Origin of the sequence: Spirosoma sp. KNUC1025, from assembly GCF_045160025.1 — a bacterium.
In the GTDB taxonomy this organism is placed as follows: Bacteria; Bacteroidota; Bacteroidia; order Cytophagales; family Spirosomataceae; genus Spirosoma.
In genome coordinates this window covers 2,160,716-2,186,854 of the sequence record NZ_CP087139.1, presented here as the reverse complement: position 1 = coordinate 2,186,854, position 26,139 = coordinate 2,160,716, and the positions used below count along the sequence as shown (strand labels likewise).

Below are 26,139 nucleotides of genomic sequence, written 5' to 3'. Positions count from 1 at the left end.
TTAGTACAGTAAATCAATCGATTGCGTGAAATTTAGCTCTGTATTTGCTCGGCGGGCCACGACAGTAATTAAATTTTGTCTAGCTGTAACTTTACCTGGCACACGTATATTTTTAAGGGTTCGGCTACCTGGCAAAAAAAAATGAGACTATTTTTAAACGCACGCATCTAAAAAAGAATCTATATTGCACCATCAAACGTAAATGCAATTAATTCTACGAATAAGCTAGATTTGGAAAAAAGAATGGAAGTTGCAATTTTCTTTTACGTAAAGTGAATTTTTTGAAGAAAGAAGTACCGTTTAGCACATTTTTTCATTCATTTATTTGCATTTAACTGTTTTTTTTTCTTATTTTTAAGGCTGGATTTAAGAAATTTTCACAAAAACATAACCGCGCTGTACACTATCGGAACACAACTCTACGTTACCTAATTGTCTTACTGAAAATGGAAAAAGCCCAGGTAAACGACAGTGAGTTGATTTCCCTGTATATCCGTGGTAATGAAAAAGCCTTTGCAAAATTAGTGCAACGGCACAAATCGAAGATTTACACAACTATTTATCTGATTGTAAAAGATCAGTATATAGCAGAAGACTTGATGCAGGATACGTTCATCAAAGCGGTGGACACGCTCAAGTCGGGTAAATACAACGAGGAGGGCAAATTCTTACCCTGGATCATCCGAATAGCTCACAACTTGGCAATTGACTATTTCCGAAAAGATAAACGCTACCCCAGTGTGGTGTTTGAAGACGGAAGCAGTGTGTTCAATACGCTTGAGTTTGCGGAAGATTCAGTAGAATCGCTCCAGATTCGACAGGAAACACACGAGCATTTGCGCGAATTGATTCAGCGGTTGCCGGAACAACAGCGTCAGGTGCTCATTATGCGGCACTACGAGGAAATGAGTTTCCAGGAGATCGCCGATGCAACCGGTGTCAGCATCAACACGGCTTTGGGACGTATGCGTTACGCGCTGATTAATCTGCGCAAACAACTGAGCAAACGTTCGCCGAGTTATGATAAAAACCTTTACTCAAGATGATGTAGTCCGGTATGTCTATGAGGAGACTTCACCCGAAGAAAATCTGCTCATTGAAGATGCCCTGATGTCGGAACCGGATCTGATGACGTTCTTTCTGGAAGCTCTTGAACTAAGAGCTTTGATGAATAAAATAGAACGGCAGCCCCGTACCAATACGGTTCAGGCAATCTTAAATTATTCAAAAAACCATCCAGCCAATCCGCCTGCTCGTTTACATCATACGTAACGAACAGGTGAGGCAACTGCACGTGGTCAGAAAGCCGCGTAGCCGAAAGTCAATTTGTAGCAACTGATCTGCTCTACAAATTAGCTTTCGGCTATACGGCTTTTGTGTCAATTCTCCCTTTGTTATGCAGAAAAAAGAACGCTTTCGGCGCTTTCTTGACTACTTTACTCAGCATTATCCCGAAGCACAAACAGAACTAAAGTTCGGTAACTCCTATGAGTTGCTCGTTGCTGTGATTTTGTCAGCCCAGTGTACTGATAAACGTATCAACCAGATTTCACCTGCTCTTTTTGCCCGGTTTCCAGAACCGGAATCGCTGGCGGCTGCCTCAGTCGAGGAGGTGTATTCCTACATCCGTAGCGTTTCTTATCCCAACAATAAGGCGAAGCACCTGGTAGGCATGGCGAACGCCTTAATGGATCGGTTTGGAGGGGTTATTCCGGCTACACTCGAAGAATTGCAGACGTTGCCGGGCGTAGGGCGTAAAACAGCACACGTCATTTTATCTGTCGTGTATAATGAACCTACGATGGCGGTTGACACCCACGTCTTTCGTGTTTCTCATCGGCTGGGGCTGGCACCCCTGACCGCCACAACGCCATTGGCCGTTGAAAAGGCCTTAATGCCTCATATTCCCAGAGAGTACGTTGCTAAAGCGCATCACTGGCTTATTCTGCATGGTCGCTACGTATGTCTGGCCCGCTCGCCAAAATGCGAAGTGTGCGATTTGCGGGAGTTTTGTAAATATTATCAGAACCGAAATGCAAGTGGTTTTGCTGACAAACTTTGAACTTATTTTCAATTAGAATCTACTAATAAAATCAGAGTCTGTCAGCAAAATCACCTGAATCCCGGTTCTGACTAGTACTGTTCGGTTCCGGAGAAAAAGAAATTGCCCTCGATTTCGGCGTTTTCGTCAGAATCAGAGCCGTGAATAGCGTTGGCTTCCAATGATTTAGCGTATAATTTACGTATGGTACCTTCCTCAGCCTGAGCTGGATTGGTAGCGCCGATCAGTTTGCGAAAATCAGCAACGGCGTTTTCCTTTTCGAGAATCATCGGTACAATGGCTCCCGACGACATATACGTCCGTAAATCGTTGTAGAAAGGACGTTCGCGGTGAACTGCATAAAACTGCCCGGCCCGTTCGCTGGTCAACTGAGTTTTTTTGATTGCGACAATGCGGAAACCCGCTTCTTCAATCTGTTTGATAATTGCACCTGTATACCCGGCTTCTACCGCATCGGGCTTAATCATTGTGAATGTGCGATTCGTGGCCATCCTATGTTTTTGTGTCAAATTTGAGTTGCCTTCATTCGGGCGGGCGCAAAGGTAAGGACATTTCCCCTGAAATGCCATGAACATTCCTTCCACAACGGATATCCAAATTATTCGTACTTTTGCGTTTTGATTGTGGCTTTGGCCGTTTGTATATGCAAGACATTGAAGCGATTGGCGCGGTTATCGCTCAACCGCCGGGCGGCCCCCCGCAAACCGTAGTGATTACGACTCACCAGAACCCCGATGCAGATGCAATGGGGTCATCTCTGGGATTAGCGGGCTATCTTCGCAAAAAAGGACATCGAGTAACCGTAGTAACGCCAACTGAGTATTCGCAGAATCTTCATTGGCTGCCCGGTAATGATGAAGTGATCGCCTTTGAAGAAAAGGTGCGGGTGTCGGTAAGTCAATTATTTAACGAAGCTGACCTAATATTCTGCCTTGACTTTTCCAGCCTGGACCGCATCCGCGAGCTAGCGCCAATGGTCAGGCAATCCCGCGCTCGTAAGGTGCTGATCGACCATCATCTGGAACCCGAATCATTTGCTGATTTATCCCTGTGGGACCCGGGCGCTGCTGCTACCGCCGAATTGGTGTTCCGCCTGATGGTGGAATTAGGCGATCGGAATTTGATTGATATTCCCATAGCTGAGTGTCTTTATTCAGGTCTGATGACCGATACCGGTTCATTCCGCCACTCCAACACAACGGGCGCTGTTCATCGAATGGCGGCCGATTTGGTTGACCTTAAGATTGATGTAAGCAGCATTCACCGACGCATTTTTGATAACGTAACGCTTGATAAATTTCGGTTGCTGGGTTACGTACTGAATGAGAAACTAAAGGTATTGCCTGAGTACAAATTTGCTTATATAACGCTGACAGACTCAGAGTTAAAGCAGTATCGTTCTAAAACCGGTGATACCGAAGGCATGGTCAATTACGCGCTGGCTGTGGAAGGCGTTGTTATGGCTGCCATCTTAATTGACCGCGTTGAGGAAATTAGATTATCGTTCCGCTCGGTTGGTGATTTTTCCGTACGTGATTTATCCAGTAAGCATTTCGATGGCGGAGGCCACCGGAACGCAGCGGGCGGACGTAGTAAATTGTCACTCGCCGAAACTGAACAAAAGCTTTTATCCGTTATCCCACTATATCAGCAACAGTTGTTGGAAACTGTCTAGAAAATATGGTATTCGGTTTACAGTTTACGGTAGTAAATCGACGACTATGGAAGCCTGAATGTTATAAATCGAATACCGTAAACCATTTATCTGTAAAAATTAAGTAATCTCTCATGTCTCTTAAACATTTCGGGAAAGCCGCCCTGATCGTCGCTATTGTAGCGGCTTGCGGTAAAAACCGCGTACAGGTGACGGACAACGGCCTGAAGTACAAAATTCACGAACAATCAGAAGCAGCGCGCAAAGGAAAAGTCGGCGATATTCTGACGTTGCATCTGACTCTGATGAACAGCAAGGACTCGGTGTTGCGCGACACGCACAAGGAAGGCGCACCGTTTCAGATGCTTTTACAGGTTCCGCCCTTCAAAGGCTCTTACGAAGAAGGTTTGACCATGCTTGGCAAAGGCGACAGCGCTACGTTCTATGTTAGTGCCGACTCGTTGTTTACACGGGCCATGCAGCCTTTCCCTCCGGGGGTTCAGAAAGGAACGGATATTGGTATTGCTGTCAAAATCCTGAATATTCAGACAGAAGAAGAATACAAGAAAGCGCAGGCAGCTGATTATGAAAAACAAAAAGGTATTGACGCCAAAGTCATTGCCGATTACGTAGCTAAAAATGGGCTGGCGGGTAAAGTACAAAAAACAGAATCTGGCGTAAATTACGTAGTTACCCAACCCGGTGCAGGTCCAACGCCCCAGCGTGGCGATGTGGTTCAGGTTCATTACGCTGGCCGTTTGTTGAACGGTAAGGAATTTGACAACTCCCGCACGAATCCACAGGCTGGCGGAAAACCGGCTCAGTTTCAGATTGGCGTCGGCATGGTGATTCCAGGCTGGGAAGAAGGCGTAATGAAAATGCACAAAGGCGAAAAAGCGACTCTTATCATTCCATCAACACTTGGGTACGGTCCACGGGGCAATCAGGCGATTCCACCCAATTCAGTGCTTCTGTTCGACATTGAACTGATGGACATTCAGAAAGGCCAAACGGGACAACCCGGAATGCCACAACCACAGCCGCAGCCAGGGCGGTAATATTACCTGCTAATTTTCACATCTTTTAAAAGCCGTTTGCAGTTATACCTGTGAACGGCTTTTTTTGTGCCTTATGGAACTCTGCTTCGCTACCAACAATCAACATAAACTGGAAGAAGTCTCCGCTCAACTCGGAGATGCCTTTATTCTCAAAACCCTCAGCGACATTGGCTGCACCGATGAACTACCAGAAACTTCGGGTACGATTGCTGGAAATTCGCGCCAGAAGGCCGATTATGTCTGGACTCATTTTGGTATTTCCTGCTTCGCTGACGACTTGGGTTTGGAAGTTGAAGCGCTGAATGGGGAGCCGGGTGTCGATTCTGCCTTCTATTCGGGAACGCGTGACTTTTCTAAAAATATCCAGAAGCTTTTAACGAATCTACAGGGGCAAACTAATCGTAGCGCCCGTTTCGTAACTGTTTTCACCCTCATACTGCATGGCGTTGAGCACCAGTTTGAAGGCTTCGTAAATGGGCATATTCTGATGGAGCCGCGTGGTACAGGAGGCTTCGGCTACGACCCGGTTTTTTTGCCCGACGGTCAGGATCGAACATTTGCGGAGATGCGTATCGAGGAGAAGACAGCCATGAGCCACCGCTCAAGGGCTTTGGCAAAAATGATCGCCTATCTGGAAAAGCAAATTCATTAGCGTAATCAATTCATGTCTTAAAAAAATACCCCCGGCTGATTATCAGCCGGGGTATTTTTTGTCTTGTCAAAACGGCGACTAATAAAACTTAGCCCGACGATCTTCAACTTTAGCGGCATCCTTAATCGCTTCGTTGATGTAGAAACCAATCCGGGACGTAGTATTCTGCTGAATCTGATTCTTATAAAGTGCGTAGTCGGCAACGGCCGGAGCTGGCGTCAGGTTTGTTGTTTCCACTACCAGTACGCCACTTTCACCGGCAAACGGCTTCGACCGTTTGCCAGGTTTCAGACCAAAAGCTTTTCCTAGCGCAACAGGATCAACCCCTGCGCTTTTGAGGAAGCCCGTTGCCAGATTAATATCATCAGCGGTTTCTACTAAGGCGCCGGCGCCGAATTTCTGTGCAATGCTCTCCAGTGTGCCACTCGGATTACCCAGTTTGCTCAGAATCTGTTCGCCTTTAAGCTCGTTACGTACTTTGGTGGTTAACTCGTTCCGATAGTCATCTACCGTTACGTTGTCTTTTTGAGTTTTTCCGGTCAGCACAGCAATTACATACTGATCGCCAACTTCGAAGGGCTCTGATACGGAATTAAGATCGGTTTTGTCATCGAATGCCCAACGAACGACCGCACGAGCATCGGTCAGCGCATTAATCTGATTAGAGCCTTCCGGAATACGATCTGCGGTGGCGGCTACAATCGACTTATCTTCCTTCACCTTCGCATCAAAAGCTTCCTTGGTCCGTACTTCCGATGCAAACTGATCCGCTTTGCGTAGCGCTTCATCGCGGGTTGTTTGACTTGGAGCTATCGTTTTGCCAATTGCCGCAATCCGGTATAAGGTATTTGTTTTCGGCTGCGTTACCTTGATGATATGATAGCCAAATTCGGTTTCGACCAGTCGCGGAATTAAACCTGCCGACGTAGCGCCGAAGACAGCCGACTCAAACGGTTTTACCATCTGGCCATTGTTTTTGAAATAACCCAGATCACCACCAACCTGCGCTGATCCATCCTGGCTATTCGTCTGGGCTAACGCTTCAAAGTTAGCCCCGCCCTGAATCTGCTTCAGAATGGCTTCAGCCCGCTGACGAGCCGCTACCTTGGCAGAATCAGCCAGACCTTTCGTCTGAATCAGAATGTGGCTGGCACGTGCAGTGAAGTTTGTGTCTTTCTTTGTGCCGCCGTATTTGTAGATGAAATACGTATTTTGCTCACGGAAAGGCCCATAAATTCCACCTTGTGAGAAGGTTGGAATCGCTGCCCGGAGTTGTTCAGGCATTTCACCGGCGGTCATGTACAGAGGAATACGTACGTCGCTGTTTTGCTGAGCAAAAACCGAATCATTGGTGGCTGCTCCCAAGCCACGAGCCAGTGACTTGATTTCGTTATAGAGGGTTGCACTATCCTCTTTCGAAGGCGCTACCGAAAACGTTACGTATTGAATAGAACGGCTATCGGTGCCTGGATAATCGTCTTTATGTTTATTCAGGTAATCCTGCAATTGCGAGTCCGTTACCTTCACCGTTGTGTCGTTGATGGTGTAGTACGGTACGAACAGGAATTTTACGTTGGCTTTCGAATTTTGCGCCTGATATTCCCGCTGCGCTTCGGCAGTGGTTGCGTAGGTCGACAGCAGCATCAACTCCTGATATTTAGTACGTAACCGTTCGGCGCTCAGGTTTTTTTCGAAACTTGCCCAGGCCGTCTTCTGCTGAAGCGGTATGTTCGGCCCGTTCAGGTTTTTCAGGTACGTAACAATAGAGCTTTTGTCGAACACGCCCGTTTGTGGATTTGTAAAGGCCTGGCGAACAGAAGGGCTAATGTTGTTACCCTGCACCATGTCGACAAGTTCTTCAGGCGACACTTTTAGGCCCAGTTTATCGAACTCTTTCTGATAGGCAATGTCAAACAAGAATTGGTTCCACGCCTGCTCACGGATCTGGTTCAGTTCCTGTTCGCCAGGAGCCCGGCCCGCTTGTTGTTCGTACTGCGCCCGCAGTTCATCTACTTTGGCATTGAATTCCTGATAATCAATAGACTGACCGGCTATTTCGCCAACTTCCTGCTGATTTCCGCCGAACAGCATACTACGGCCGCCGAGCAAATCTCCACCCACAATGAACAGAAGCAGACTGACAGCAATGATGCCTACAGCCAATCCTGAACGTTCTCGAATCTTATTAATAACAGACATTTCGCTTTTAACAGACAATTTAGCCCGCAAAATAACAATTTTCCACGCTGGAATACAAGGCTTTTCCGGTCTAAACCAAACAACTTTTGCAGTTCTCGCCGTACGCCAAGCCGTATAGTATTTACTTATTTGGTTTCCGTTGCTTAACGCTCTTCCATCCACATTACGAAAAATAGTTTCTTAAATCCAGCTACGGATGTTTTGTGTACGTATGGCTATCACCTAAACCCAGTAAAGCCATGAAACCGACACAACTCGCAGCCAATCTCGCTGACTACCCGAACCTGGTTGTTATTTATCTGGGCATGACTCATGAGTCGTTCCGAGGGTTACGAACGCTGCTTAAACTAGGCCCCCAGATACAGAAGGCTGTGGCAGCCAAACCGGATGGGTTGTTATGCCACGAACAAATGGTTTTCAGCGTCTTTCCATTGCATCTTGGTATGAGACAGTACTGGCGGGATTTCGAGTCGATGGAGCAATGGACCCGCTCCTTGCCTCATCAGACCTGGTGGAAAGATTTTTTGAAAGACCCACGAGGTACTCAATTCTGGCATGAAGCTTACTGTATGCAGGGCGGTATGGAAGGTGTGTACCTGAATATCGACACCATTGGCTTTCTGCAATTTGCTCCTCAAGTCGAAAAGAAAGGACGTATGTTTTCTTCACGTGATCGATTAAATCTTAAGACCCAGGTTCCAATGCCCGACCCCATTTATACGGAAAACGACCTGGAACGGATGTGATTTCCCCGCTTAATTGATACCGTCTTTGCTTTTTTAGCTTTACTTATGACCACCAATAGCCTAACTCCGGTTTCTTCTCTCCAGTCGAATACCTATCATTTTATAACGGAATGGCACGTAACGGCCACACCCGAAGAGGTTTATTGCACGCTTGAGGATGTAGATGCCCTGGCTCGCTGGTGGCCGTCGGTGTACCTTGACGTAAGAGTGCTGGAAAAAGGACAGGCTGGTGGCGTAGGCAAAGTTGTTGAGTTATATACCAAAGGCTGGCTGCCCTACACACTACGCTGGAAATTTCGCGTAACGCAAACGGCCTTTCCGAATGGATTTTCGTTGGAAGCCTTCGGTGATTTTGTCGGTCGCGGTATATGGACCTTCAAGCCCGATAATTCAGGAACGCACGTTACGTACGATTGGCAGATTGAAGCCGAGAAACCAATTCTAAAAAAACTATCGTGGCTGCTGAAACCGATTTTTTCGTTGAATCATGAGTGGGCTATGCGGAAAGGGCTGGAAAGTCTGCAACTTGAACTTCGCCGTAGGCAGGGAGGTGCCAACGTAGCCAAACCACCGCAACCAACGTTCCCGCACAACCTAACGAACAACCGAATTCTAAACCCATGAAATGGAAGATTCTTCTGCTGGCTGTGTTGCTGCTGATTAGCTGGATATTGGTCGATTTATTTATTCCCAGAAAAGTTGATCTGCGACAGTTTAACCCGAATGAGATGGCCCGGCTCGACACCGATATGTGGCGGTCTTATTACGAACGTAAACCACTAAAATTATTCTGGCAATCAGCGGAGTTGGTCCGGACTCACGTACGTGCTCCTTTCTGGCAATCCTTTGTAATAGCGTATCATGCCGCCAGGGCTGCGTTTATTTTTAAAGATGGCCAAACCCGCACCGATTACAACCGTGCTCTGCCCGATCTGGAGAAATTTTATGCTGGTATCGACCAACTTAGTGAGCAACCAATAAACGTAACGCAAGCAGCCCAAAACGAATTGGAATGGTGGGTTATTCGACGCGAACGAGACCAGCACCCGCCCGTCGAATGGGCTAATTTACAGGCCAGAATAACTGCGGACTTATACCGTATTCCGGTTAAAAACTGTGCTCAGTACGGCCTGTTGCGTACCGAAGCCATGCTTTTTCGCGACCAGAGAGGAAAAGCTATAACGAACGCCGACTGGCAACGTATTCGTAGGCTTCTAAATCAATCCTGGCAATCCTTATCGGAAGCTGTCATGACGACCCCTGACAAATCCTCCTGATTAGTGGTTCAGTATGGAAGTATGGAACAGTCATCAACAAAAGTGGGGAAATGTTACCCCACGACTAAATCAAAAAAGAGCCGACCAACAAAATGATCCGGCTCTTTTTTGATTCGGTAATAAACTATACTTAGTCTTTTCGATCAAGTTTATCACCGGCTTTATCAAACGCATCGCCAATTTCGCGGCCAGCTTGCTTGAATCCTGTTTTTACATCTTTCCAGGCATCAGCCGTTGCATTTTTTGCCTTCTCAATATCATCGCGAAGCTCTCTCCGGTCATCTTCAAGTTTTGCTTTCTGGCGTTCAGTTTCTGCTTTCGCTTTATCGCTTTGGTTGGCCGCCTTAGCCTTCAGCTCGTCAATTTTTGCGTCTAATTTCTCCTTCTGCACATTCATTTTGGCAACAGCTTCGTCACGCTCACGTCTGAAATCAGCTGCAATTTCATCACTTTTAGCGTCGGCTTTCTGACCAGCTTCTTTCAAATCCTCTTTGGCTTCTGCCGTTGCTTCCTTTGTATCAGCTTCAATTGCATCACCCGTTTTCTCCAGCGCATCTTCCGTTCGCGACTCCCTGCTGTTGTCTGAGCCACAGGCCTGCACAAATGCCAGAAAAGCTACCAGCAGCATTGTACCTGCTACGTGTTTGATTCGATTCAGATTTAATAAGGACTTTTTCATTGTGGTTGTGTAGTTTGATTTTCACAAACTCCTTTGGCAAATGATATGCCAAATGGCTAGTGAACTCGTTCTGCCGTGCATCTTTTATGCTACGTTCTATTTCCATTTAATGCCACAACCGATCGGTTTCGTCATGGGTGATTGCACCGGCCGACCTGCTAACAGGCTACTGACGGCCTCATCGACGTACCGACGCTGAGCACCTGCACTATCCTGCGGGCTGTCGTCTATACTTCCTACATATTCAAGAATAAACGATCCGTTGGTTTGTTTCAGCACATACACCTGTGGAGTGCGCGTCGCCCCGAACGTACGGGCTGTCGACTGCGTCTCGTCTATTACGTAGGCAAAGGAATATTCTTTCTCACGGGCCCGATTTTTCATATTCTCAAATGAATCCTGTTCGTAAGCCGTTGGGTCGTTCGGCATAATAGCCAGAACGGGGTAGCCTTGTGCAGCGAATTTTCGGTCCAACGCAATGATCCGGTCTTCGTAGGTTTTTGAAAACGGGCAATGATTACTCGTAAATACAAGAATTAGCCCTTTTTTCAGCTGGTAATCGCCAAGCGATACCATACGTCCATCCACATTTTTCAGATGAAAATTAGCTATGGCATCGCCAATGTTGTAACCCTGGGTACCCTGGGCGTGTATACCTGATTGAGCCAGTGATAAAACCAGTAACCCAGTCAATAACCAACTCATGAATGCTTTCATCGTAAATCGTCTGAACATTTAGTCGTTAGATAACAAACGTACCAAAAAGATTAATTCTGCTAACGAGGAGTATTTACTGAACCAACCTATGAGTAAGACCTGCGCTTGAATGCTACTCAACACCGAATCGAAAAGCATATAATATCCTCATTTTAAGCGATATAGATACCGATTACTCAAGATTCCTTAAAAAAACGCAAAACACTTCTTGTTTACTAAACAGTGTTTAGTATGTTTGCAACGTTAATAAATTACTCAATGGGAATAGTAGAACGGAAAGAACGGGAACGGGAAGAAATGCGGAAACTAATCCTTGACGGAGCCCAAAAGCTGTTTTTAGCAAATGGATTTGAAAAAGTGAGTGTCCGTAATATTGCCGATGAGATTGAATACAGCCCGGCTACCATTTATCTGTATTATAAAGACAAGAATGAGTTGCTATTTGCGCTGCATCAACGCGGTTTCGTAAAAATGCTTGAGAGCTTTCAGCCGTTGCTGGCCATATCTGATCCTTTTGAAAGGCTGGTTGAAATGGGTCGCTCATACATCCGGTTTGCCGTCGAGAACCCGGAGCTTTTCGATCTGATGTTCATTATGACGGCCCCTATGGATACGCTCGATAAGAAAGACTGGGTTGAAGGCGATCAGGCCTTTGGGTTGTTGGTGCAAGTTGTACAGGAGTGTATGAACGCGGGTATTTTTCAGCAACATGATGTACAGTCTACAGCCATGATGATCTGGAGTTCCATTCATGGATATACGGCTCTGTTTCTGCGTAAACGATTAGGGATGTTTGCTGAATGTGACCGACAGCCCATTATGGATGATGCATTCCAGCTGTTTTGCGAGACCATTCGCCGAGGGTTATAAATTTTTTTGCCACTTTACTAAACACTGTTCATTAACTAACAAACGATTATGGTACTCATTCTCAAGCGCATCCGTTACCTGGGATTGTTATTCCCCATAATGGTAATGGCACAATCTGTGCCAACGGGCCAGTCGCTCGTTCTGGAAAGCTATATCCGTGAAGGATTAGCCAACAACCTTGGATTACGGCAGGAGTCACTGGAAATTAATCGGGTAACGGAATCGCTCAATCAGGCGAAGTCTCTGTTTTATCCACGCGTTGCCTTCAACCCTACTTACTCGGTTGCAGCCGGTGGACGTAGGCTTGAATTTCCGGTGGGTGATCTATTGAATCCGGCCTACAAAACGCTTAATCAGCTAATTGGCGCCGACAGGTTTCCGACCAATATCGAGAACGTAAATCAGTTGCTGGCGCCCAATAATTTTCATGATACCAAAGTCAGCATCAATTACGCCATCTTCAACACCGATATTCAGTACAATTATCTTATTCAGAAACAGCTACTCTCTGCGCAGCATGCCCGCAAACGTGTTGTCGAGAACGAACTTCGCTACAACATTGCTACGGCTTATTATCAATATCTGCAAACGCTCGATGCCATTCGTATTTTCGAAAATTCGCGAAACGTACTGAACGCCCTGGCCCGGCTCAATGAAAAACTGATCAGCAACAACGTAGCAACGAAAGAAGTAATAACCTCAGCGCGCTACGAAATCAGTAAAGTCGATCAGCAATTGGCTGTAGCCCAGAAAAATCGCGAATCAGCCCGTGCTTATTTCAATTTTCTGCTCAACCGCGACCTTAAATCAAGCGTAGACATCGATTCGTCGCTTACGAAAATACTGCCCGAATCGAAAGAAAACCTGGCTGATTTACAACAAACGGCACTTCGGGGGCGGCAGGAACTTTCTCAGCTGGCGGGTTCACTCGATGCTGCCCGAACAGCTGTAAAACTGAACGAAGCTAACGCAAAAATACCCAACGTGTATGTGGGCGCTAACACGGGTTTTCAGGGATTTGGCTATACGTTTCAGAATCAGGCTTATGTCGTAGCGCAGGTTGGTTTGCAGTGGGATTTATTCCGGGGTTACGAAAAGCGATCTAAGATCCAGCAGGCAAAAATTCAGACCGATGCCCTGCAAACCCGGCTTACTGAAGTTCAACGGCAAATTCAGTTGCAAGTATTACAGGCTTATTACGATCTCGACGCAGCGAACGAAAGTCTTGCTGCCACCCAAACGGGTATGATTAACGCCGATCAGACATTCCGCGTCATCGATAGTAAATACCGGAATGGTCAGTCGTTGCTCATCGAGTTTTTACGCTATCAGAACGATCGGCTAACGGCTGAAATTCAGCACTCACTGGCTCGTATGGACGTATTGGTGAAGCGAGCGGCACTAGATCGGGCCGTAGCCGTCAGCCAATAGTCAAGTGGCCGTTCCAGATTCTATTTGCCCCTGTGGCTTCATTTAAGCATAAACACATTTCTGGTGATTTTTCCCCTTTCAAGATCATGAAAGCACTATCTATTCTTTTATCATTCGCATTGCTGGTAGCTCTGTGGGGCTGTGGCAGCAAAGCAGAGCAGGCAACGACCCAGGCTGCCGACGAAGCGGTGGTGCCGGTTAAACTTGCGCCCGTCAGCCGTGTTGTTCGGGCAGAACCTGTTGTGGCGTCTGGCCTGATATCGTCGGCACAGGAAGCGCGGTTATCCTTCAAAGTGGGTGGTATCATTAATCAGATGCTCGTTGAAGAAGGCCAGTCGGTACGTAAAGGCCAGTTGTTGGCAACGCTCGATTTAACGGAAATCAATGCACAGGTTAGTCAGGCACAATTGGCTAATGAAAAAGCCGAGCGCGACCTCAACCGTGTAAAAAGTCTTTACGCCGATACGGCTGCCACCCTCGAACAGTTTCAGAATGCAACCACGGGAACAAACGTAGCTAAGCAAAATTTAGCCATTGCCCAGTTTAACCGCAGTTACGCACAAATTCATTCGACGGTGGATGGCACTGTAACGCGTAAAGTTGCCAATGCAGGAGAATTCATCTCGCCGGGGGCTTCGGTCTATCTGATTTCGTCAAATCGACAAAGCGACTGGGTTGTTCGGGTCGGCGTTTCCGATAAGGACTGGGCACGCCTACGGCTCGGCAATCGCGCGAGTGTTTCGCTTGAGGCTTATCCAGGTCAGACGTTTACGGGTACTGTCAGCGAACTCGCCCAGGCAGCTGACCCGGTCAACAAACTTTATGAAGTAGAGGTACGTATCAATCCGGGCGCTACCAGACTGGCACCTGGTTTATTTGCCAAAGTAACGCTCGTTCCAGCGCAAAGCCGAACCTATACGCTGGTTCCTGTCGAAGCGATTGTTGAAGGAAACGGTAAAGAAGGCTTTGTCTACGTACTGGCCGACGACCGGAAGCACGTCCGCAAAACACCTATTCAGATCGGCTTCCTGGACGGAAACAAAGTCCTGTTATCTAGCGGATTGGCAAGTGTTAAAGACGTAGTAACCGCGGGCTCAGCCTATCTAACCGAAGCATCCAGCGTGGTTGTAAAAAATGAATAATGGATAATGTAGAGAGCTAAGCCATTGCCAACGAATTACCAACACCTTAGCTACCTGCATTTTGCATTTACCATAATACGCTATTCATTAACCATTATACATTATGCTATCGTCTTTTTCTGTCAAAAACTGGCAGTTTATGCTGGTGCTGTTTCTGGGCGTGTCTGCGCTGGGCATCAACTCACTGCTGAATATGCCGCGGGGCGAAGACCCTGAATTCACAGCCCCGAGTTTCGCTGTAGCAGTTATCTACCCAGGTACTGATGCGCTCGATATGGAGAAACTGGTCGTTGATCCGGGTGAGGCCCGGTTCAATGCGCTGGAAAACATGAACCATGTCATCACCAACGTAGATGATGGGCTGGCCGTATTCCGGCTCGATTACGATTATGGCGTGAATCCCGAAGAAAAATACCAGGAAGTCATCCGGGAAGTAAACGCGCTGAAAGCGGAGTTGCCGTCTGATATTTACCGCATCGACATCAAGAAGTTTTCACCGACTGACGTAAATATTGTTCAGGTTGCCCTGCTTTCGGAAGTGGCTTCCTCTAAAGAGTTAGGGGAGTATGCCGATAAATTGAAAAAGGAATTTGAAAAAATCAAAAGCCTGAAAAATGCCGAAGACTGGGGCTATCCGGCTTCAACCGTTCGCGTATCACTCAATATTGAGCGGATGGCGCAGAATGGTGTTGCTGTCAATCGGGTAATAGGAGCATTACAGGCCGAAAACCTCAACATTCCGGGTGGAAACATCCAGGCCGGAACCCGGAAGTTCAACGTAAAGACATCGGGAGACTACCAGTCGCTGGATGAAATTCGAAATACCATCGTATCGACTAACGGGCAGAAAATTATTTACCTGCGCGACATAGCCGACGTGAATTTCAATTACGAAGATGAAACCCACATCACCCGCCTGAATGGACACCGTGCGGTACTGGTAACGGCCGGACAGAAAACAGGGGAAAATATTGCCAAAGTAGGTGAGCAACTTAACCCGGTTATTGATCGATTTACAAAGACATTACCACCTCATATTTCGCTCGTTAAAAACTTCGATCAGACGGTTAGCGTCAACAAGCGGCTCGATCATTTTCTACAGGATTTCGCCCTGGCTATTCTGCTCGTTTCGCTTACCTTACTCCCGCTGGGACTCCGGGCGGCAATAGTTGTTATGATTTCGATTCCGCTTTCGTTAGCCATTGGCCTGGCAGGTCTCGATTTTCTGGGATTCAGTATCAATCAGTTAAGTATTGTCGGATTAATTGTAGCACTGGGTATTCTGGTTGATGATTCGATTGTGGTTGTCGAAAACATCGAGCGGTATCTGCGCGAAGGGTTCTCCAAACGCGAAGCGGCTATAAAAGCCACAAGTCAGATTACGCTGGCCGTTATTGGTTGCACCACTACGTTGGTTCTGGCCTTCCTACCGCTGCTGTTTCTGCCCGAAGCTTCCGGTGATTTTATCCGGTCGCTCCCCATGGCCGTTGTTACGACTATTCTGGCCTCCTTATTCGTCTCACTCACGATTGTTCCGTTTTTGTCGAGCCGGATTCTAAAGGAAGAACACAGCCCTGAAGGTAACATTTTCATGCGGGCACTGAAGCGGGTAATCAGCGGGTCGTATAGCCGCCTGCTGCACTGGGGGTTACGTCATCCAGTCGTTACGTTGCTGGTGGCTGGCGTACTATTTACAGGCGCATTGTACATGTTCAAAATCGTTGGATTTGCACTATTTCCGGCGTCCGAAAAACCCCAGTTTCTGATTAACATCGAAACACCGGATGGAACCAGTCTGTCGGAAACAGACCGGGTGGCCCGCTACGTTGAAGGGGCTCTCAAGCAGGAGCCTGACGTAAAATACATCACAACAAACGTTGGACGCGGGCAGCCCCGAATTTATTACAACATCATTCAACGGAATGAGTCGCCCAATTATGCTCAGTTTTATGTACAGCTGACGGATGTTGAACCTGCCGAAAAACGTGTACTGATCGATAAACTGCGCGAGCGGTTCAAGCTATATCCGAACGCAAAAATCGAGGTAAAAGACTTTGAGCAGGGACCCGACCAAGAAGCACCAGTAGCCGTTCGGGTATTCGGTGAAAACCTCGATACGCTGAAAGTGATGGCCTCACGGGTAGAAACCGCTTTCAAACAAACACCCGGTCTTATTTACGTCAATAACCCCCTCGCCAATCAGAAAACCGACCTGCGGGTACGTATCAACAAAGAAAAAGCGGGGCTGCTGGGCATTTCCATTGCCGACGTGAACCGTACTATCCGGCTTGCTATCGCTGGCCTTAACGTTGGGACGTATAAAGAGCCAAATGGCGACGATTATATCATAAACGTGACGATGCCGAAAGGCAAAGTGGCCGATCAGCGCGTTCTGAGTGATCTGTACGTCAATACCTTAACGGGTTCCGCCGTACCCCTTCGCCAGATTGCCGACCTGGAATTTGAAACAAGCACTAATCAGATCCGCCACTACGATAAAGATCGCTACGTAACGATAACGGGTTTTGTCAAAACGGGCTACTTAGTCGATAATGTATTTACGGACGTATTGACGAAGCTGGATAAGATGCGGTTTCCGAATGGATTCAGCTACAAAGCCGCTGGCGAGCTGGAGAGCCGTGAGAAGTCGTTCGGTGGTTTAGGCACCATTATTCTCATTACTATTTTTGGATTCATCGCCGTGCTGGTACTGGAATTTGGTACGTTCAAAAGCACGTTGATTGTCCTGTCGGTGATTCCGTTAGGGGTTATCGGCGCTGTGCTGGCCCTGTATTTTACAGGTAACCCATTCTCGTTCGTGGCGGTTATTGGCTTGATTGCCTTGATTGGTATTGAGGTCAAAAACTCGATTTTGCTGGTCGACTTCACGAACCATTTACGTGAAGAAGGTATGTCGCTGATTGACGCTATTCAGGAAGCTGGGGAAATTCGGTTTGTGCCCATCGTACTTACCTCCCTGACGGCAATTGGGGGGTTGATTCCGCTGGCGATTGAAGGCAATCCGCTGTATTCGCCGTTGGCCTGGGTGCTGATCGGGGGGTTGATTTCCAGTACGTTGCTTTCGCGAGTGGTTACGCCTGTATTGTATAAATTACTTCCACCACGCGTAGAGGTGAAGGAAGTTCGGGCCCCAGAACCTGAGTTAGCGTAAATTTTTGATAAGCTAGCTTCCTGAACGTATTAATACGTTCGGGAAGCTTATTTTTCACTCGTGAACCAGAACCTTAACCGTCTGTCTTTGGCTTTCCGTTTGTGCCTCTATCCAATAAAATCCCGATGGAAGGGGCTTATCAAAAAACAAATCTGCTGAACCCGACTGGCGCTCGATTCGACAGCTGACTGGAATTCCTAAGGGCGATAATAACCGAATGACTGCATTGTCGGCGTTCCAGAGCTGGAGATGAATATGGCTAGAACTGGCCGGGTTTGGGTAAGCCACTACGGTTAGTTGCTCAGGTCGAATTATGGCCGATACTGGTTTGAAACTATGCGTTGTTCCATCGTGATCGATCTGGCGCAATCGGTAATAATTCACGCCAAGCAGCGGATTCATATCGGTCATGCCATAGTTCTGTCGTTCGTCTGTATTACCTCTGGCCACTACTTCGCCAACCGTTACGTATTCGCCTAAATCACGACTGCGTTCAACCACAAAATGATCCGCATCTCGTTCCATTGACGTTGACCAGGCCAGTTGAACCCGATCGCCTGTAGGCTTTGCCGTGAATGAGAGGAGCGTAACAGGCAAGACGCCATTGATATCGCGCATCAGCAAATCGCCAATCTGAACAACCCCAACGCCATTGTTTATTCTGAATTTAAAATTTGAAATAGTCTGCGTTGGTGTCAATACCGCCTGATCATTAAACACTTTCGTTAAACCCACCCAAACATCATAGGTATCGTTTGGTAGTGATTCAAGGCTTCCATCAGGCGCTAAATAATTGAAATTACTGCCTGTATTGTTCATGGCAAACGTAATCGTCTGCCGCCCCGAGAAGGCAGCACTATTAGTCCCTCCACCGCCTGATGGTAATGTATGAACAAGGAATTGTCCAGATGTAGTTGTTGATAAGTTAAAGGCAATGCGAGCATACGTATCGCCTACAGCCGGGTTTTGCGGACCAGCGTTAAAGGCGCTTCCCAGGTAGAAAATAACCGCACTAGTCGACGATACAGTCGGATCATGAGAAACTACTTCAAAACTAAACTGTGCATACAGCGATGTGGGTGGCCCAGCAAAATTAGTGGAGCGGGATATGTAGCCAGTGCCGCTGTCTGTTGGGCGCGTAAACTGAACAGCATTATTTGTTACGGTTGCACTTAAGCCGGCCAATCCGTTAAACTGGCTATCGTTGGGTGAGGAACTCACGTAAGAAGCTGGTGCTCCCCCGGCCGAAAAATTTTGTTGAAAATAAGTGGTCTGGCCAAACCCCTTTATAACTACGCCAAGAAAAAGCAATAAACTAGTTTTGTAAACTTTCACCATAGAAAAGTGTCGTTATGGATGTTTATCCATTCGACAGCAATCTCATCAGAAAGTCATTCAATCGCTTAATAAATAAATTCCCCTACTTCACTCTGTATAGTCACCCGCTTACCCGTATAGGCTTCAACGCGGCCAATTATCTGAGCTTCAATGCCAAAGGATGTGGCTATATCAATTACCTGCTGAGCTGCGTTTTGCGGCAGATAAACCTCTAAGCGATGGCCCATATTGAAGACTTTGTACATCTCCTGCCAGCTTGTACCGCTCTCCTGCTGAATCAGCCGGAACAGAGGAGGAATAGGGAACAGATTATCCTTGATAATGTGCAGGTTATCCACAAAATGCAGCACTTTTGTTTGCGCCCCTCCTGAGCAGTGCACCATGCCGTGAATCTGTGGACGGAGTTCATCCAGCAATACCTTCGCTACGGGTGCATAGGTACGGGTTGGCGACAGAATAAGCTGGCCTACCGTAACACCCTCCGGAACCGATTCCACTACGTCGGTCAGGGGCTTACTACCGCTGTAAACAAGCGATTTATCCACAGCCGGATCGAAGCTTTCGGGATATTTGTCGGCTAGGTAATGCGCCAGTACGTCATGACGCGCCGACGTCAGGCCATTACTACCCATGCCGCCATTATACGACGTTTCGTAGCTTGCCTGTCCAAAGGAGGCTAGCCCGACAATCACATCGCCCGCCTGAATCCGGTCGTTGCTAATCACCTGATCGCGTCGCATACGGGCAATGACCGTACTATCGACAATAATGGTACGTACCAGATCACCAACATCGGCGGTTTCGCCACCAGTGCTATAAATCTCGATGCCGTGATCGCGCAGCATCTGCAACACCTCTTCGGTACCCTTGATAATTTCAGCGATAACCTCACCCGGAATCAGGTTTTTGTTCCGGCCAATGGTTGATGAGAGCAGCATCGGACCGGATGCACCAACGCAGATCAGATCGTCGGTATTCATCACAACTGCATCCTGCGCAATACCCTTCCAGACGCTTAGATCGCCCGTTTCGCGCCAGTACAGGTAGGCCAGCGACGATTTCGTCCCGGCTCCATCGGCATGCATGATCGTACAGAAATCCGGGTCGCCCGCCAACGTATCGGGAACGATTTTGCAAAATGCTTTGGGAAATAAGCCCTTATCGAGTTGGGCAATGGCGTTGTGAACGTCCTCCTTACTAGCGGAAACCCCGCGTTGCGCATAGCGATCAGTCATGGTGCAAAGGTAGGCAGGAAGGGCATGAGAGGGAAGCGGAGCATAAAGAAAAACAGGATGCCCTATTGTATCAGAAAGGCAACGCGATAGCCGGGCTGCAATTTCGGCACAAGCACCCAGTTCATGCTGTATTCCAGTTTTTTGCAAAAACCAGCCTCACGCACCTTTACAGTATAGACGTATTGTCTGGCATGTTCATCGCGTTCGACTGTTCGCGTGAAGGCTACATTGCAACCCCCAGACGCATAATTTCCTAACAGCGTATACCGCGAAAAGTCGATGGGCTCAGGCTTGTAGTTTCGGCAGGGACTGTTCAGTGAATGTTGAGTCGTATCATAACTGAAGTAGGCATATAGGGCGCTATCGCTGTCAATTACGACATTATTCTTCGCTACCTGCTGACGGCCATCAAACGTATCAGGCACGTAGCATGACCATTTATCAGCCTGGGCCGTAGTTGGGTAGTCCGATACGATCAGGCCACGATTATGGTCATTGGGGTCAAGCAATCCCAGACAGCCCTGCAGGATCGACAGGCCGCCAATCAGCATCCACGACGTTTTTGAGAGTCCCAGCGCCTTTTTCATAACGTAACATCGACTTTACCTTCTGCGCTAATACACAATTCCCGCTTCGGCCCCGACAGTATCCAGCAGGTCCATCAGATTCAGGCTATCGTCAAGCGACCACAGAGGACTCTCGGTACGTCCTTCATTCAGGCAGTTCATTACGTGCTGCGCTTCGTAGTCGTATCCATGCGTTTGTCGTTCAAACATAAGCGTAGTGGATTCCTGCTCTTCAGGCTGAAGTGTTACGCCCGTTGTTTCGTGAAAGCGACTATGAATCCGAATCTGTCCGGTTTCACCCTGAATCAATCCAATACAGTCTGTTTTTGCCAGTAACGTACTATCCAGCAGAGCCAGTTGTCCATCGGCATAGCTCAAAACCATTCCACATTGCTCATCAACGCCCGTCGAACCAAATTTTGCCAACGCTTTAATGGCCGTCGGTTTGCCCAGAAACAGGTAGGATAAAAACAGCGGATAAATGCCAATGTCGAGCAAGGACCCACCGCCCAATTCTTTGTTGAAAAGGCGTTTATCAGGCAAAAACGGCGCTTTAAACCCAAAATCAGCTTTTACGGAAACTACGTTACCGATGGTCCCCGATTGCGCCAGTTCGAGCGCTTTCTGAATACCTGGCATAAACCGACTCCACAAGGCTTCCATCAGAAAGACCTTTTTTGAACGCGCGGTGTCGACCATTTCCCGGACCTGCTTACTGTTCATGGCAAACGGTTTTTCGCCCAATACACTAATGCCCCCATTCAGAAGCATCATTACGTTCTCGTGGTGCTTTACGTGTGGAGTCGCCACATACACAACGTCCAGATCAGTCAGCGTAAGCAGGTCTTCGTATGAACCGAAAGCGTGGGGAATCGAGTAATCGCGGGCAAACTCATCGGCACGGCTCTGGTCGGAAGAAGCAACCGCGTAAAGTTGTGCATCGGGTAAAGTAAGCAGGTCTTGAGCAAATTTGTGGGCAATGCGGCCCGATCCTAATATTCCCCAGCGAGTCATGATAAACGGATAATTTGATTGAGAGGCTATTCAGTAACTTAACCATTTGGTCAGCCGCCAAATGTAGCTTTTTTTATAAGTTGCAGCGTCACCAATGCCTCTTTCTGTGAAATACACTCAACTATGCCTTCTTCTTCTCTGTTTATTTTTCGCCCATACTGCTGTAGCTCAGATTGTTGAGCAACCCGATCCGTTACGTCCTTCGTTACCCGATTCAGCAAAGACAAGTAAGAAGGATTCCAGCAAAACCACCGCTGGGCAGCTAAAGATTGATTCTGCCAAAAAAGCACAGCCGGTTACCCCTGTTTTTCGCTACCGCTTTACGGCCGATGGTACACTTACGTCGGGCAATGTCAATCGGGCGCTTCTGCAACTGGCCAGTGCTGTTGATTATCAATTAAGTAATTATTTCAAGCTTTCCAGCAATCCTTCTTTCGTGTATGGCCAGCAAAGTGGAATTCTGGCTGAGCGGGAGTGGTTCGGCGATTTACGAACGACGTACCAGTACGAAAAGCGATTGTATTATCTGGCCTTTGGTTCCTATGAGCGAAGCAATCTGCGCCAGATTAACCACCGCTGGACGATTGCGGCAGGGGCGGGCTATAAGGTCTTGAACCGAAAGCGCGCTTATATCTCGATTACCGACGTATTAATGCAGGAATACACCGACTTTCTTGAACTGGACGACATCAACATCGTTCGAAATTCGGCTCGTTTGTATGGTGAGTATACTTTTGACAAAGACCGTTTCACGGTTACGCACACGGCCTTTTATCAGCCCGCTTTAGGCCAGTATAATGTACGCTGGAACGCCAGTGTAAGTCTTCAAATAAAACTGACATCGGCTACCAGCCTGAAGAGTACGCTAGCGAACGCCTACGAAAGTCTGGTGGTGCCCGGTCGTAGAAACAACGATCTGCGCTTTACGGTGGGTCTGGTTTATGAGAAGAAATAGGGAAGAAAGGGAGTAGGGGAAGAGTGGGAATAAGGGGAAACAGCAATCCCTTTCGTCCCACTCTTCCCCCTACTCCCTTTCCTCCCTCCCCTTTATTGCTTATCCGGGAAAGGAATAATTAGTTTTTCGCCACGCGTGGCGATGTCTTTGCTTTTTTGTTGGCCCGCATCAGGGCTTCTTTGCTTACGCCATACTTCTGAGCGACAACCCGCAGTACATCGCCCGGCCCAACCGTATGAACGGCCATCGCCTTTACTTTAAGCTGCGCTCCAGCTTTTACGTTACTCTCCGATACGTCCGGATTCAGCGCCTTTAACGTACTGATTTTCATATTATAGCGATTTGCTACGCTATAGAATGTCTCGCCACTCCCTACTGTATACGTACTGGCAACACCACCGGCCTTAACCTTTGGTTTGACGACGGCAACTTCCGGCTTCGGTTTTTCTTCCTTTGGTTTTTCTACTTTCTTTTCTTCTTTTTTCACCTCCACCTTAGGCTTCTCTTCAACCTTGGGTTTCGCGGCAACCGGCTTTTCTGCCGGACCGGGTTTGCCATCGGTCGTTTCGCGGTTCTCTTCGGCAACTTCTTCCGCTTTGGCTTCAGGAGCATCGCCGGGTGGGGTGGCCTGCGAAAGATCAACCGGGGCCGGTTGCGATGACGTATCAGCCTCCTGAGGAGCCATTAGCATTTCGGGTTCATCCTGCGCTATGGGTTGCTGCGACGTTGTATCGAGTGCTACATTGGTTAACTCATCAGACCCATCCGTATCATCGGTAACGTAGCCATAGCCAATGTAAAGCAAAGCGGCAATGAGCCCTACCAGTGCAATTAGCGTAATAGCGGGTAAACTGGAATTTCCAGACTGACGTGGATTAGATGGTTGGTTATCGGTGTCCATATTATATAATGAATAATGGATGATCTGGAATGCGGACTATTAAATATACGTATCAGGTTTCTTGAACTGTACGCTATTCGTCATTATTCATTTAACTGGCGGCTCATGTCGGCCACTTTTTCTTTCAGATTTTCTTTAAAGCGGGTTAACTGACGAGCTACTTCCGCATCAAACGTTCCGATAATCTGGGCAGCCAGAATGCCTGCATTACGAGCACCATCGAGCGCCATGGTTGCTACAGGTACACCAGCAGGCATTTGCAGAATCGACAGAACAGAGTCCCAGCCGTCGATGGAGTTGCTTGATTTGACCGGAACACCAACGACGGGTAATGTGGTCAGTGATGCCACCATACCGGGCAGGTGAGCAGCTCCTCCAGCTCCGGCGATGATAACCCGTAACCCACGATTGCGGGCTGCTTTTGCATAGTCGACCATTTTTTCGGGCGTGCGGTGGGCCGATACAATATCCATTTCCCACGCTACGCCTAACTCGGTCAGAATGTCGGCGGCCTCCTGCATGACTTTGCGGTCGGAGAGGCTACCCATGATAATACCTACCATTCGGCGGACTGAAATTTACTTTATCTGCGAAATAACGGAGAATAGGGCAGAATCATACACCGTTGATGCTAAAATTTATTTGGCTACAGCCGTGGCTATCAGCCGACAAAGCGCATTACGTTCTTCCCGCGATCCACCTGGTGCGTTAATTAATCGATCATTCGGTAGCTATTAGTCTGAAATTTCCGCGCTAGCCCAGTGCATTTACAAGAACACCAAACGATCAACCACGTGACAAACTACCGCTCACTCAACCTTTTTTTGACCGTTAAATTATGTTACCACCTTTTAGTAAATATTCGTTCTTTTCGCTCATTTTTTAGTCAATAAACCCAATTAATACCAATTTATTTGCGCTTAGTACAATGTATAATTTTTCAGCAACAGTTTATCCTTTTAATCTACTACCTCTATCATGAAACTAGTTTTATCTAAACCCATTTCGTCCACCCGCCTGGCTCAGGCACATGGCTTGAGTAGCCTCTCAGGTCTCAATCTCCACATCGTTCAAGCCGCTCGTTCGGCCATAATGGGACTGCTCGTAATGCTGTCCATGGCTTTACCAGGCTTCGCTAAAAACCCTTCCGGGCAAACGAATGCACTGGCAGTCCAAGATTTTATGGCGCTGGTTGACCTGTACAATGCAACCGACGGTCCTAACTGGACAAATAATTCGGGCTGGCTCACGGGCGATTCACCCTGCGGCTGGTATGGAATCGTATGTCAGCCTAACGGGCGTGTCATTGGCCTTGATTTGCACAACAACAACCTGACGGGCAGCTTACCAACCACGCTGCCGCTGCTGACGAAACTTAAGGTGTTTAATGTGCACAAAAACAAGTTAGTGGGTACCATTCCCACTAATCTGAGCCAGTTGGTAAATCTTCAGCTGCTGTATCTGAGCAATAACCAGTTCGTGGGTACCCTACCCAGCGAATTTTCGGCATTGACTGAATTGCTGCTTCTGGATGTGAGCGCAAACCAGCTTACAGGAACCATTCCGGCTAGCCTGTCAGCCCTGACGAAGGCCAAACAGTTAGCGTTCAGCAAAAACTTCTTCACAGGTACGATACCACCCAGCTTTGGTATGTTAGCCGACCTACAGGTTCTGTATTTAAACGATAACTTACTGACGGGGTCTATTCCTAATGAGCTATCGATGCTCGCCAAATTGCAATTGCTCTCCGCTGGAAAAAATAAGCTGACGGGGCAAATTCCTGCCAGTCTGGGTGTGCTAAGTGAAATGCTGGCGTTGTATTTGAACGACAACCAGCTCTCAGGCTCCATACCGTCTAGTCTTGGAAATCTGACCAAACTAGAAGTGCTGTATCTGAACAAGAACCAGTTGAGTGGCTGCATTCCTGCTTCGCTCAGCCTATTCTGTGGCAAGTTGGTTAATATAAAAGGGAATCCGGGCTTACCAGGAGGTGGTGACTTCGATGCGTTTTGCAGCTCGGGTAGCGGTAGCTGTGGCTCTGCCCGTCAGGCTTTCCTGGCTGAAGGTACGGGACTTCAGGTAGCGGTACAGGGAAACCCGGTAATCGGTTCTGAGATGGTCGTGGAAGTACGCGGAGCTGAAGGTCTGCCATTGGTATTTCAATTGCGGGATACGGGCGGTAAGCTGGTTGGCGAACAAAGCATCGGGAGCGCTGGCAGTGTCGAGCGGCAGGGCTTGAAAGTAGGTCATGCGCCCGCAGGTCTGCTTCTGTTGCAGGTGAGCAGCCCCACTCAGAGCAAAACGATTAAAGTGATTAAAAACCAATAGCACGATGCTGTTTGCCTGTATAACTGCCCTACCAACGTAGCACGGCTATGCAGGCAAACAGACTCTGCTTTTAGTAGACGTAGCAAGTTTTACAGACCGGCGAAACACCAATAGATGTTGACTCAAGGAGTTATCATCTATTG

The 26,139-nt window shown here is 47.7% G+C and carries 25 protein-coding genes; 15 read left to right on the top strand and 10 right to left on the bottom strand.

Going from position 1 to position 26,139, the window contains the following annotated elements:
* Nucleotides 1-446 precede the first annotated feature (446 nt).
* The 3 genes from LN737_RS09465 (at nt 447) to nth (ending at nt 2,062) form a co-directional block, all read left to right on the top strand.
* Nucleotides 447-1,046, top strand: coding sequence for an RNA polymerase sigma factor (locus LN737_RS09465; protein WP_405518253.1), 600 nt, complete (start codon nt 447-449; stop codon nt 1,044-1,046).
* On the top strand, nt 1,021-1,272 hold the full coding sequence (locus LN737_RS09460; protein ID WP_405518251.1) for a hypothetical protein: 252 nt from the start codon (nt 1,021-1,023) through the stop codon (nt 1,270-1,272). Before LN737_RS09465 ends, LN737_RS09460 begins: the two co-directional genes overlap by 26 nt.
* Before the next feature lie 124 nt (nt 1,273-1,396).
* Nucleotides 1,397-2,062 (top strand): endonuclease III, encoded by a 666-nt coding sequence (nth, locus tag LN737_RS09455; RefSeq protein WP_405518250.1) that lies wholly within the window; start codon nt 1,397-1,399, stop codon nt 2,060-2,062.
* Nucleotides 2,063-2,133: 71 nt separating this feature from the next.
* Here nth and LN737_RS09450 read toward each other — a convergent pair whose 3' ends face one another.
* A complete protein-coding gene (locus LN737_RS09450; protein WP_405518248.1) occupies nt 2,134-2,553 on the bottom strand; it encodes a nucleoside-diphosphate kinase in 420 nt (139 codons plus the stop codon).
* Between the two features lie 152 nt (nt 2,554-2,705).
* On the opposite strand from LN737_RS09450, the gene LN737_RS09445 reads away from it, so the two are divergent.
* The 3 genes from LN737_RS09445 to rdgB all read left to right on the top strand — a co-directional run bounded on the left by LN737_RS09445 (nt 2,706) and on the right by rdgB (nt 5,426).
* Entirely contained in the window at nt 2,706-3,737 is a 1,032-nt protein-coding gene (locus LN737_RS09445) for a bifunctional oligoribonuclease/PAP phosphatase NrnA (protein ID WP_405518246.1), read from the top strand.
* 113 nt (nt 3,738-3,850) lie between these two features.
* Nucleotides 3,851-4,774 carry an FKBP-type peptidyl-prolyl cis-trans isomerase gene (locus tag LN737_RS09440; protein WP_405518244.1) on the top strand — a complete coding sequence of 308 codons (924 nt, stop codon included), beginning with the start codon at nt 3,851-3,853 and terminating at the stop codon, nt 4,772-4,774.
* A 73-nt stretch (nt 4,775-4,847) separates the two neighbouring features.
* On the top strand, nt 4,848-5,426 hold the full coding sequence (rdgB, locus tag LN737_RS09435) for an RdgB/HAM1 family non-canonical purine NTP pyrophosphatase (RefSeq protein ID WP_405518242.1): 579 nt from the start codon (nt 4,848-4,850) through the stop codon (nt 5,424-5,426).
* A gap of 78 nt (nt 5,427-5,504) precedes the next feature.
* Here the strand turns inward: rdgB and LN737_RS09430 are convergent, their stop codons facing one another.
* Nucleotides 5,505-7,625, bottom strand: coding sequence for a peptidylprolyl isomerase (locus LN737_RS09430; protein WP_405518240.1), 2,121 nt, complete (start codon nt 7,623-7,625; stop codon nt 5,505-5,507).
* A gap of 239 nt (nt 7,626-7,864) precedes the next feature.
* Between LN737_RS09430 and LN737_RS09425 the strand changes: the two genes are divergently transcribed.
* From LN737_RS09425 to LN737_RS09415, 3 genes are read left to right on the top strand one after another with little or no spacing between them, the layout of a single operon-like run.
* Nucleotides 7,865-8,371 (top strand): monooxygenase family protein, encoded by a 507-nt coding sequence (locus LN737_RS09425; protein ID WP_405518238.1) that lies wholly within the window; start codon nt 7,865-7,867, stop codon nt 8,369-8,371.
* A 45-nt stretch (nt 8,372-8,416) separates the two neighbouring features.
* Nucleotides 8,417-8,995 carry an SRPBCC family protein gene (locus LN737_RS09420; protein WP_405518236.1) on the top strand — a complete coding sequence of 193 codons (579 nt, stop codon included), beginning with the start codon at nt 8,417-8,419 and terminating at the stop codon, nt 8,993-8,995.
* Nucleotides 8,992-9,648, top strand: a complete 657-nt coding sequence (locus LN737_RS09415) for a hypothetical protein (RefSeq protein ID WP_405518235.1) — start codon at nt 8,992-8,994, stop codon at nt 9,646-9,648. The genes LN737_RS09420 and LN737_RS09415 overlap by 4 nt, the downstream gene beginning before the upstream one ends.
* Before the next feature lie 130 nt (nt 9,649-9,778).
* On the opposite strand, the gene LN737_RS09410 is transcribed toward LN737_RS09415, so the two are convergent.
* Together LN737_RS09410 and LN737_RS09405 are read right to left on the bottom strand one after the other, a co-directional pair.
* Nucleotides 9,779-10,327, bottom strand: a complete 549-nt coding sequence (locus LN737_RS09410; protein ID WP_405518233.1) for a hypothetical protein — start codon at nt 10,325-10,327, stop codon at nt 9,779-9,781.
* Nucleotides 10,328-10,423: 96 nt separating this feature from the next.
* Nucleotides 10,424-11,044 carry a thioredoxin family protein gene (locus LN737_RS09405; protein WP_405518232.1) on the bottom strand — a complete coding sequence of 207 codons (621 nt, stop codon included), beginning with the start codon at nt 11,042-11,044 and terminating at the stop codon, nt 10,424-10,426.
* A gap of 258 nt (nt 11,045-11,302) precedes the next feature.
* On the opposite strand from LN737_RS09405, the gene LN737_RS09400 reads away from it, so the two are divergent.
* From LN737_RS09400 to LN737_RS09385, 4 genes are all read left to right on the top strand, one after another.
* Nucleotides 11,303-11,914: a TetR/AcrR family transcriptional regulator gene (locus LN737_RS09400; RefSeq protein ID WP_405518230.1), complete on the top strand. Its 612-nt coding sequence runs from the start codon at nt 11,303-11,305 to the stop codon at nt 11,912-11,914.
* A 48-nt stretch (nt 11,915-11,962) separates the two neighbouring features.
* Entirely contained in the window at nt 11,963-13,345 is a 1,383-nt protein-coding gene (locus tag LN737_RS09395) for a TolC family protein (RefSeq protein ID WP_405518228.1), read from the top strand.
* A gap of 86 nt (nt 13,346-13,431) precedes the next feature.
* Nucleotides 13,432-14,487, top strand: a complete 1,056-nt coding sequence (locus LN737_RS09390; protein ID WP_405518226.1) for an efflux RND transporter periplasmic adaptor subunit — start codon at nt 13,432-13,434, stop codon at nt 14,485-14,487.
* Nucleotides 14,488-14,590: 103 nt separating this feature from the next.
* On the top strand, nt 14,591-17,659 hold the full coding sequence (locus LN737_RS09385) for an efflux RND transporter permease subunit (protein WP_405518224.1): 3,069 nt from the start codon (nt 14,591-14,593) through the stop codon (nt 17,657-17,659).
* Nucleotides 17,660-17,713: 54 nt separating this feature from the next.
* Here LN737_RS09385 and LN737_RS09380 read toward each other — a convergent pair whose 3' ends face one another.
* The 4 genes from LN737_RS09380 to LN737_RS09365 form a co-directional block, all read right to left on the bottom strand.
* On the bottom strand, nt 17,714-18,997 hold the full coding sequence (locus LN737_RS09380; RefSeq protein WP_405518222.1) for a T9SS type A sorting domain-containing protein: 1,284 nt from the start codon (nt 18,995-18,997) through the stop codon (nt 17,714-17,716).
* Between the two features lie 65 nt (nt 18,998-19,062).
* Nucleotides 19,063-20,232: an AIR synthase related protein gene (locus LN737_RS09375; RefSeq protein ID WP_405518220.1), complete on the bottom strand. Its 1,170-nt coding sequence runs from the start codon at nt 20,230-20,232 to the stop codon at nt 19,063-19,065.
* 62 nt (nt 20,233-20,294) lie between these two features.
* Entirely contained in the window at nt 20,295-20,819 is a 525-nt protein-coding gene (locus LN737_RS09370) for a hypothetical protein (protein ID WP_405518219.1), read from the bottom strand.
* A gap of 27 nt (nt 20,820-20,846) precedes the next feature.
* The gene (locus LN737_RS09365) at nt 20,847-21,812 is read right to left on the bottom strand and encodes a Gfo/Idh/MocA family protein (RefSeq protein ID WP_405518217.1); all 966 of its coding nucleotides are present in this window, start codon (nt 21,810-21,812) and stop codon (nt 20,847-20,849) included.
* A gap of 106 nt (nt 21,813-21,918) precedes the next feature.
* Between LN737_RS09365 and LN737_RS09360 the strand changes: the two genes are divergently transcribed.
* Nucleotides 21,919-22,767: a DUF481 domain-containing protein gene (locus LN737_RS09360; protein WP_405518215.1), complete on the top strand. Its 849-nt coding sequence runs from the start codon at nt 21,919-21,921 to the stop codon at nt 22,765-22,767.
* Nucleotides 22,768-22,885: 118 nt separating this feature from the next.
* Here the strand turns inward: LN737_RS09360 and LN737_RS09355 are convergent, their stop codons facing one another.
* A complete protein-coding gene (locus LN737_RS09355; protein ID WP_405518213.1) occupies nt 22,886-23,668 on the bottom strand; it encodes a LysM peptidoglycan-binding domain-containing protein in 783 nt (260 codons plus the stop codon).
* 83 nt (nt 23,669-23,751) lie between these two features.
* Nucleotides 23,752-24,231: a 5-(carboxyamino)imidazole ribonucleotide mutase gene (purE, locus tag LN737_RS09350; protein ID WP_405518211.1), complete on the bottom strand. Its 480-nt coding sequence runs from the start codon at nt 24,229-24,231 to the stop codon at nt 23,752-23,754.
* A gap of 415 nt (nt 24,232-24,646) precedes the next feature.
* On the opposite strand from purE, the gene LN737_RS09345 reads away from it, so the two are divergent.
* A complete protein-coding gene (locus LN737_RS09345) occupies nt 24,647-25,996 on the top strand; it encodes a hypothetical protein (protein WP_405518209.1) in 1,350 nt (449 codons plus the stop codon).
* Nucleotides 25,997-26,139: the final 143 nt, after the last annotated feature.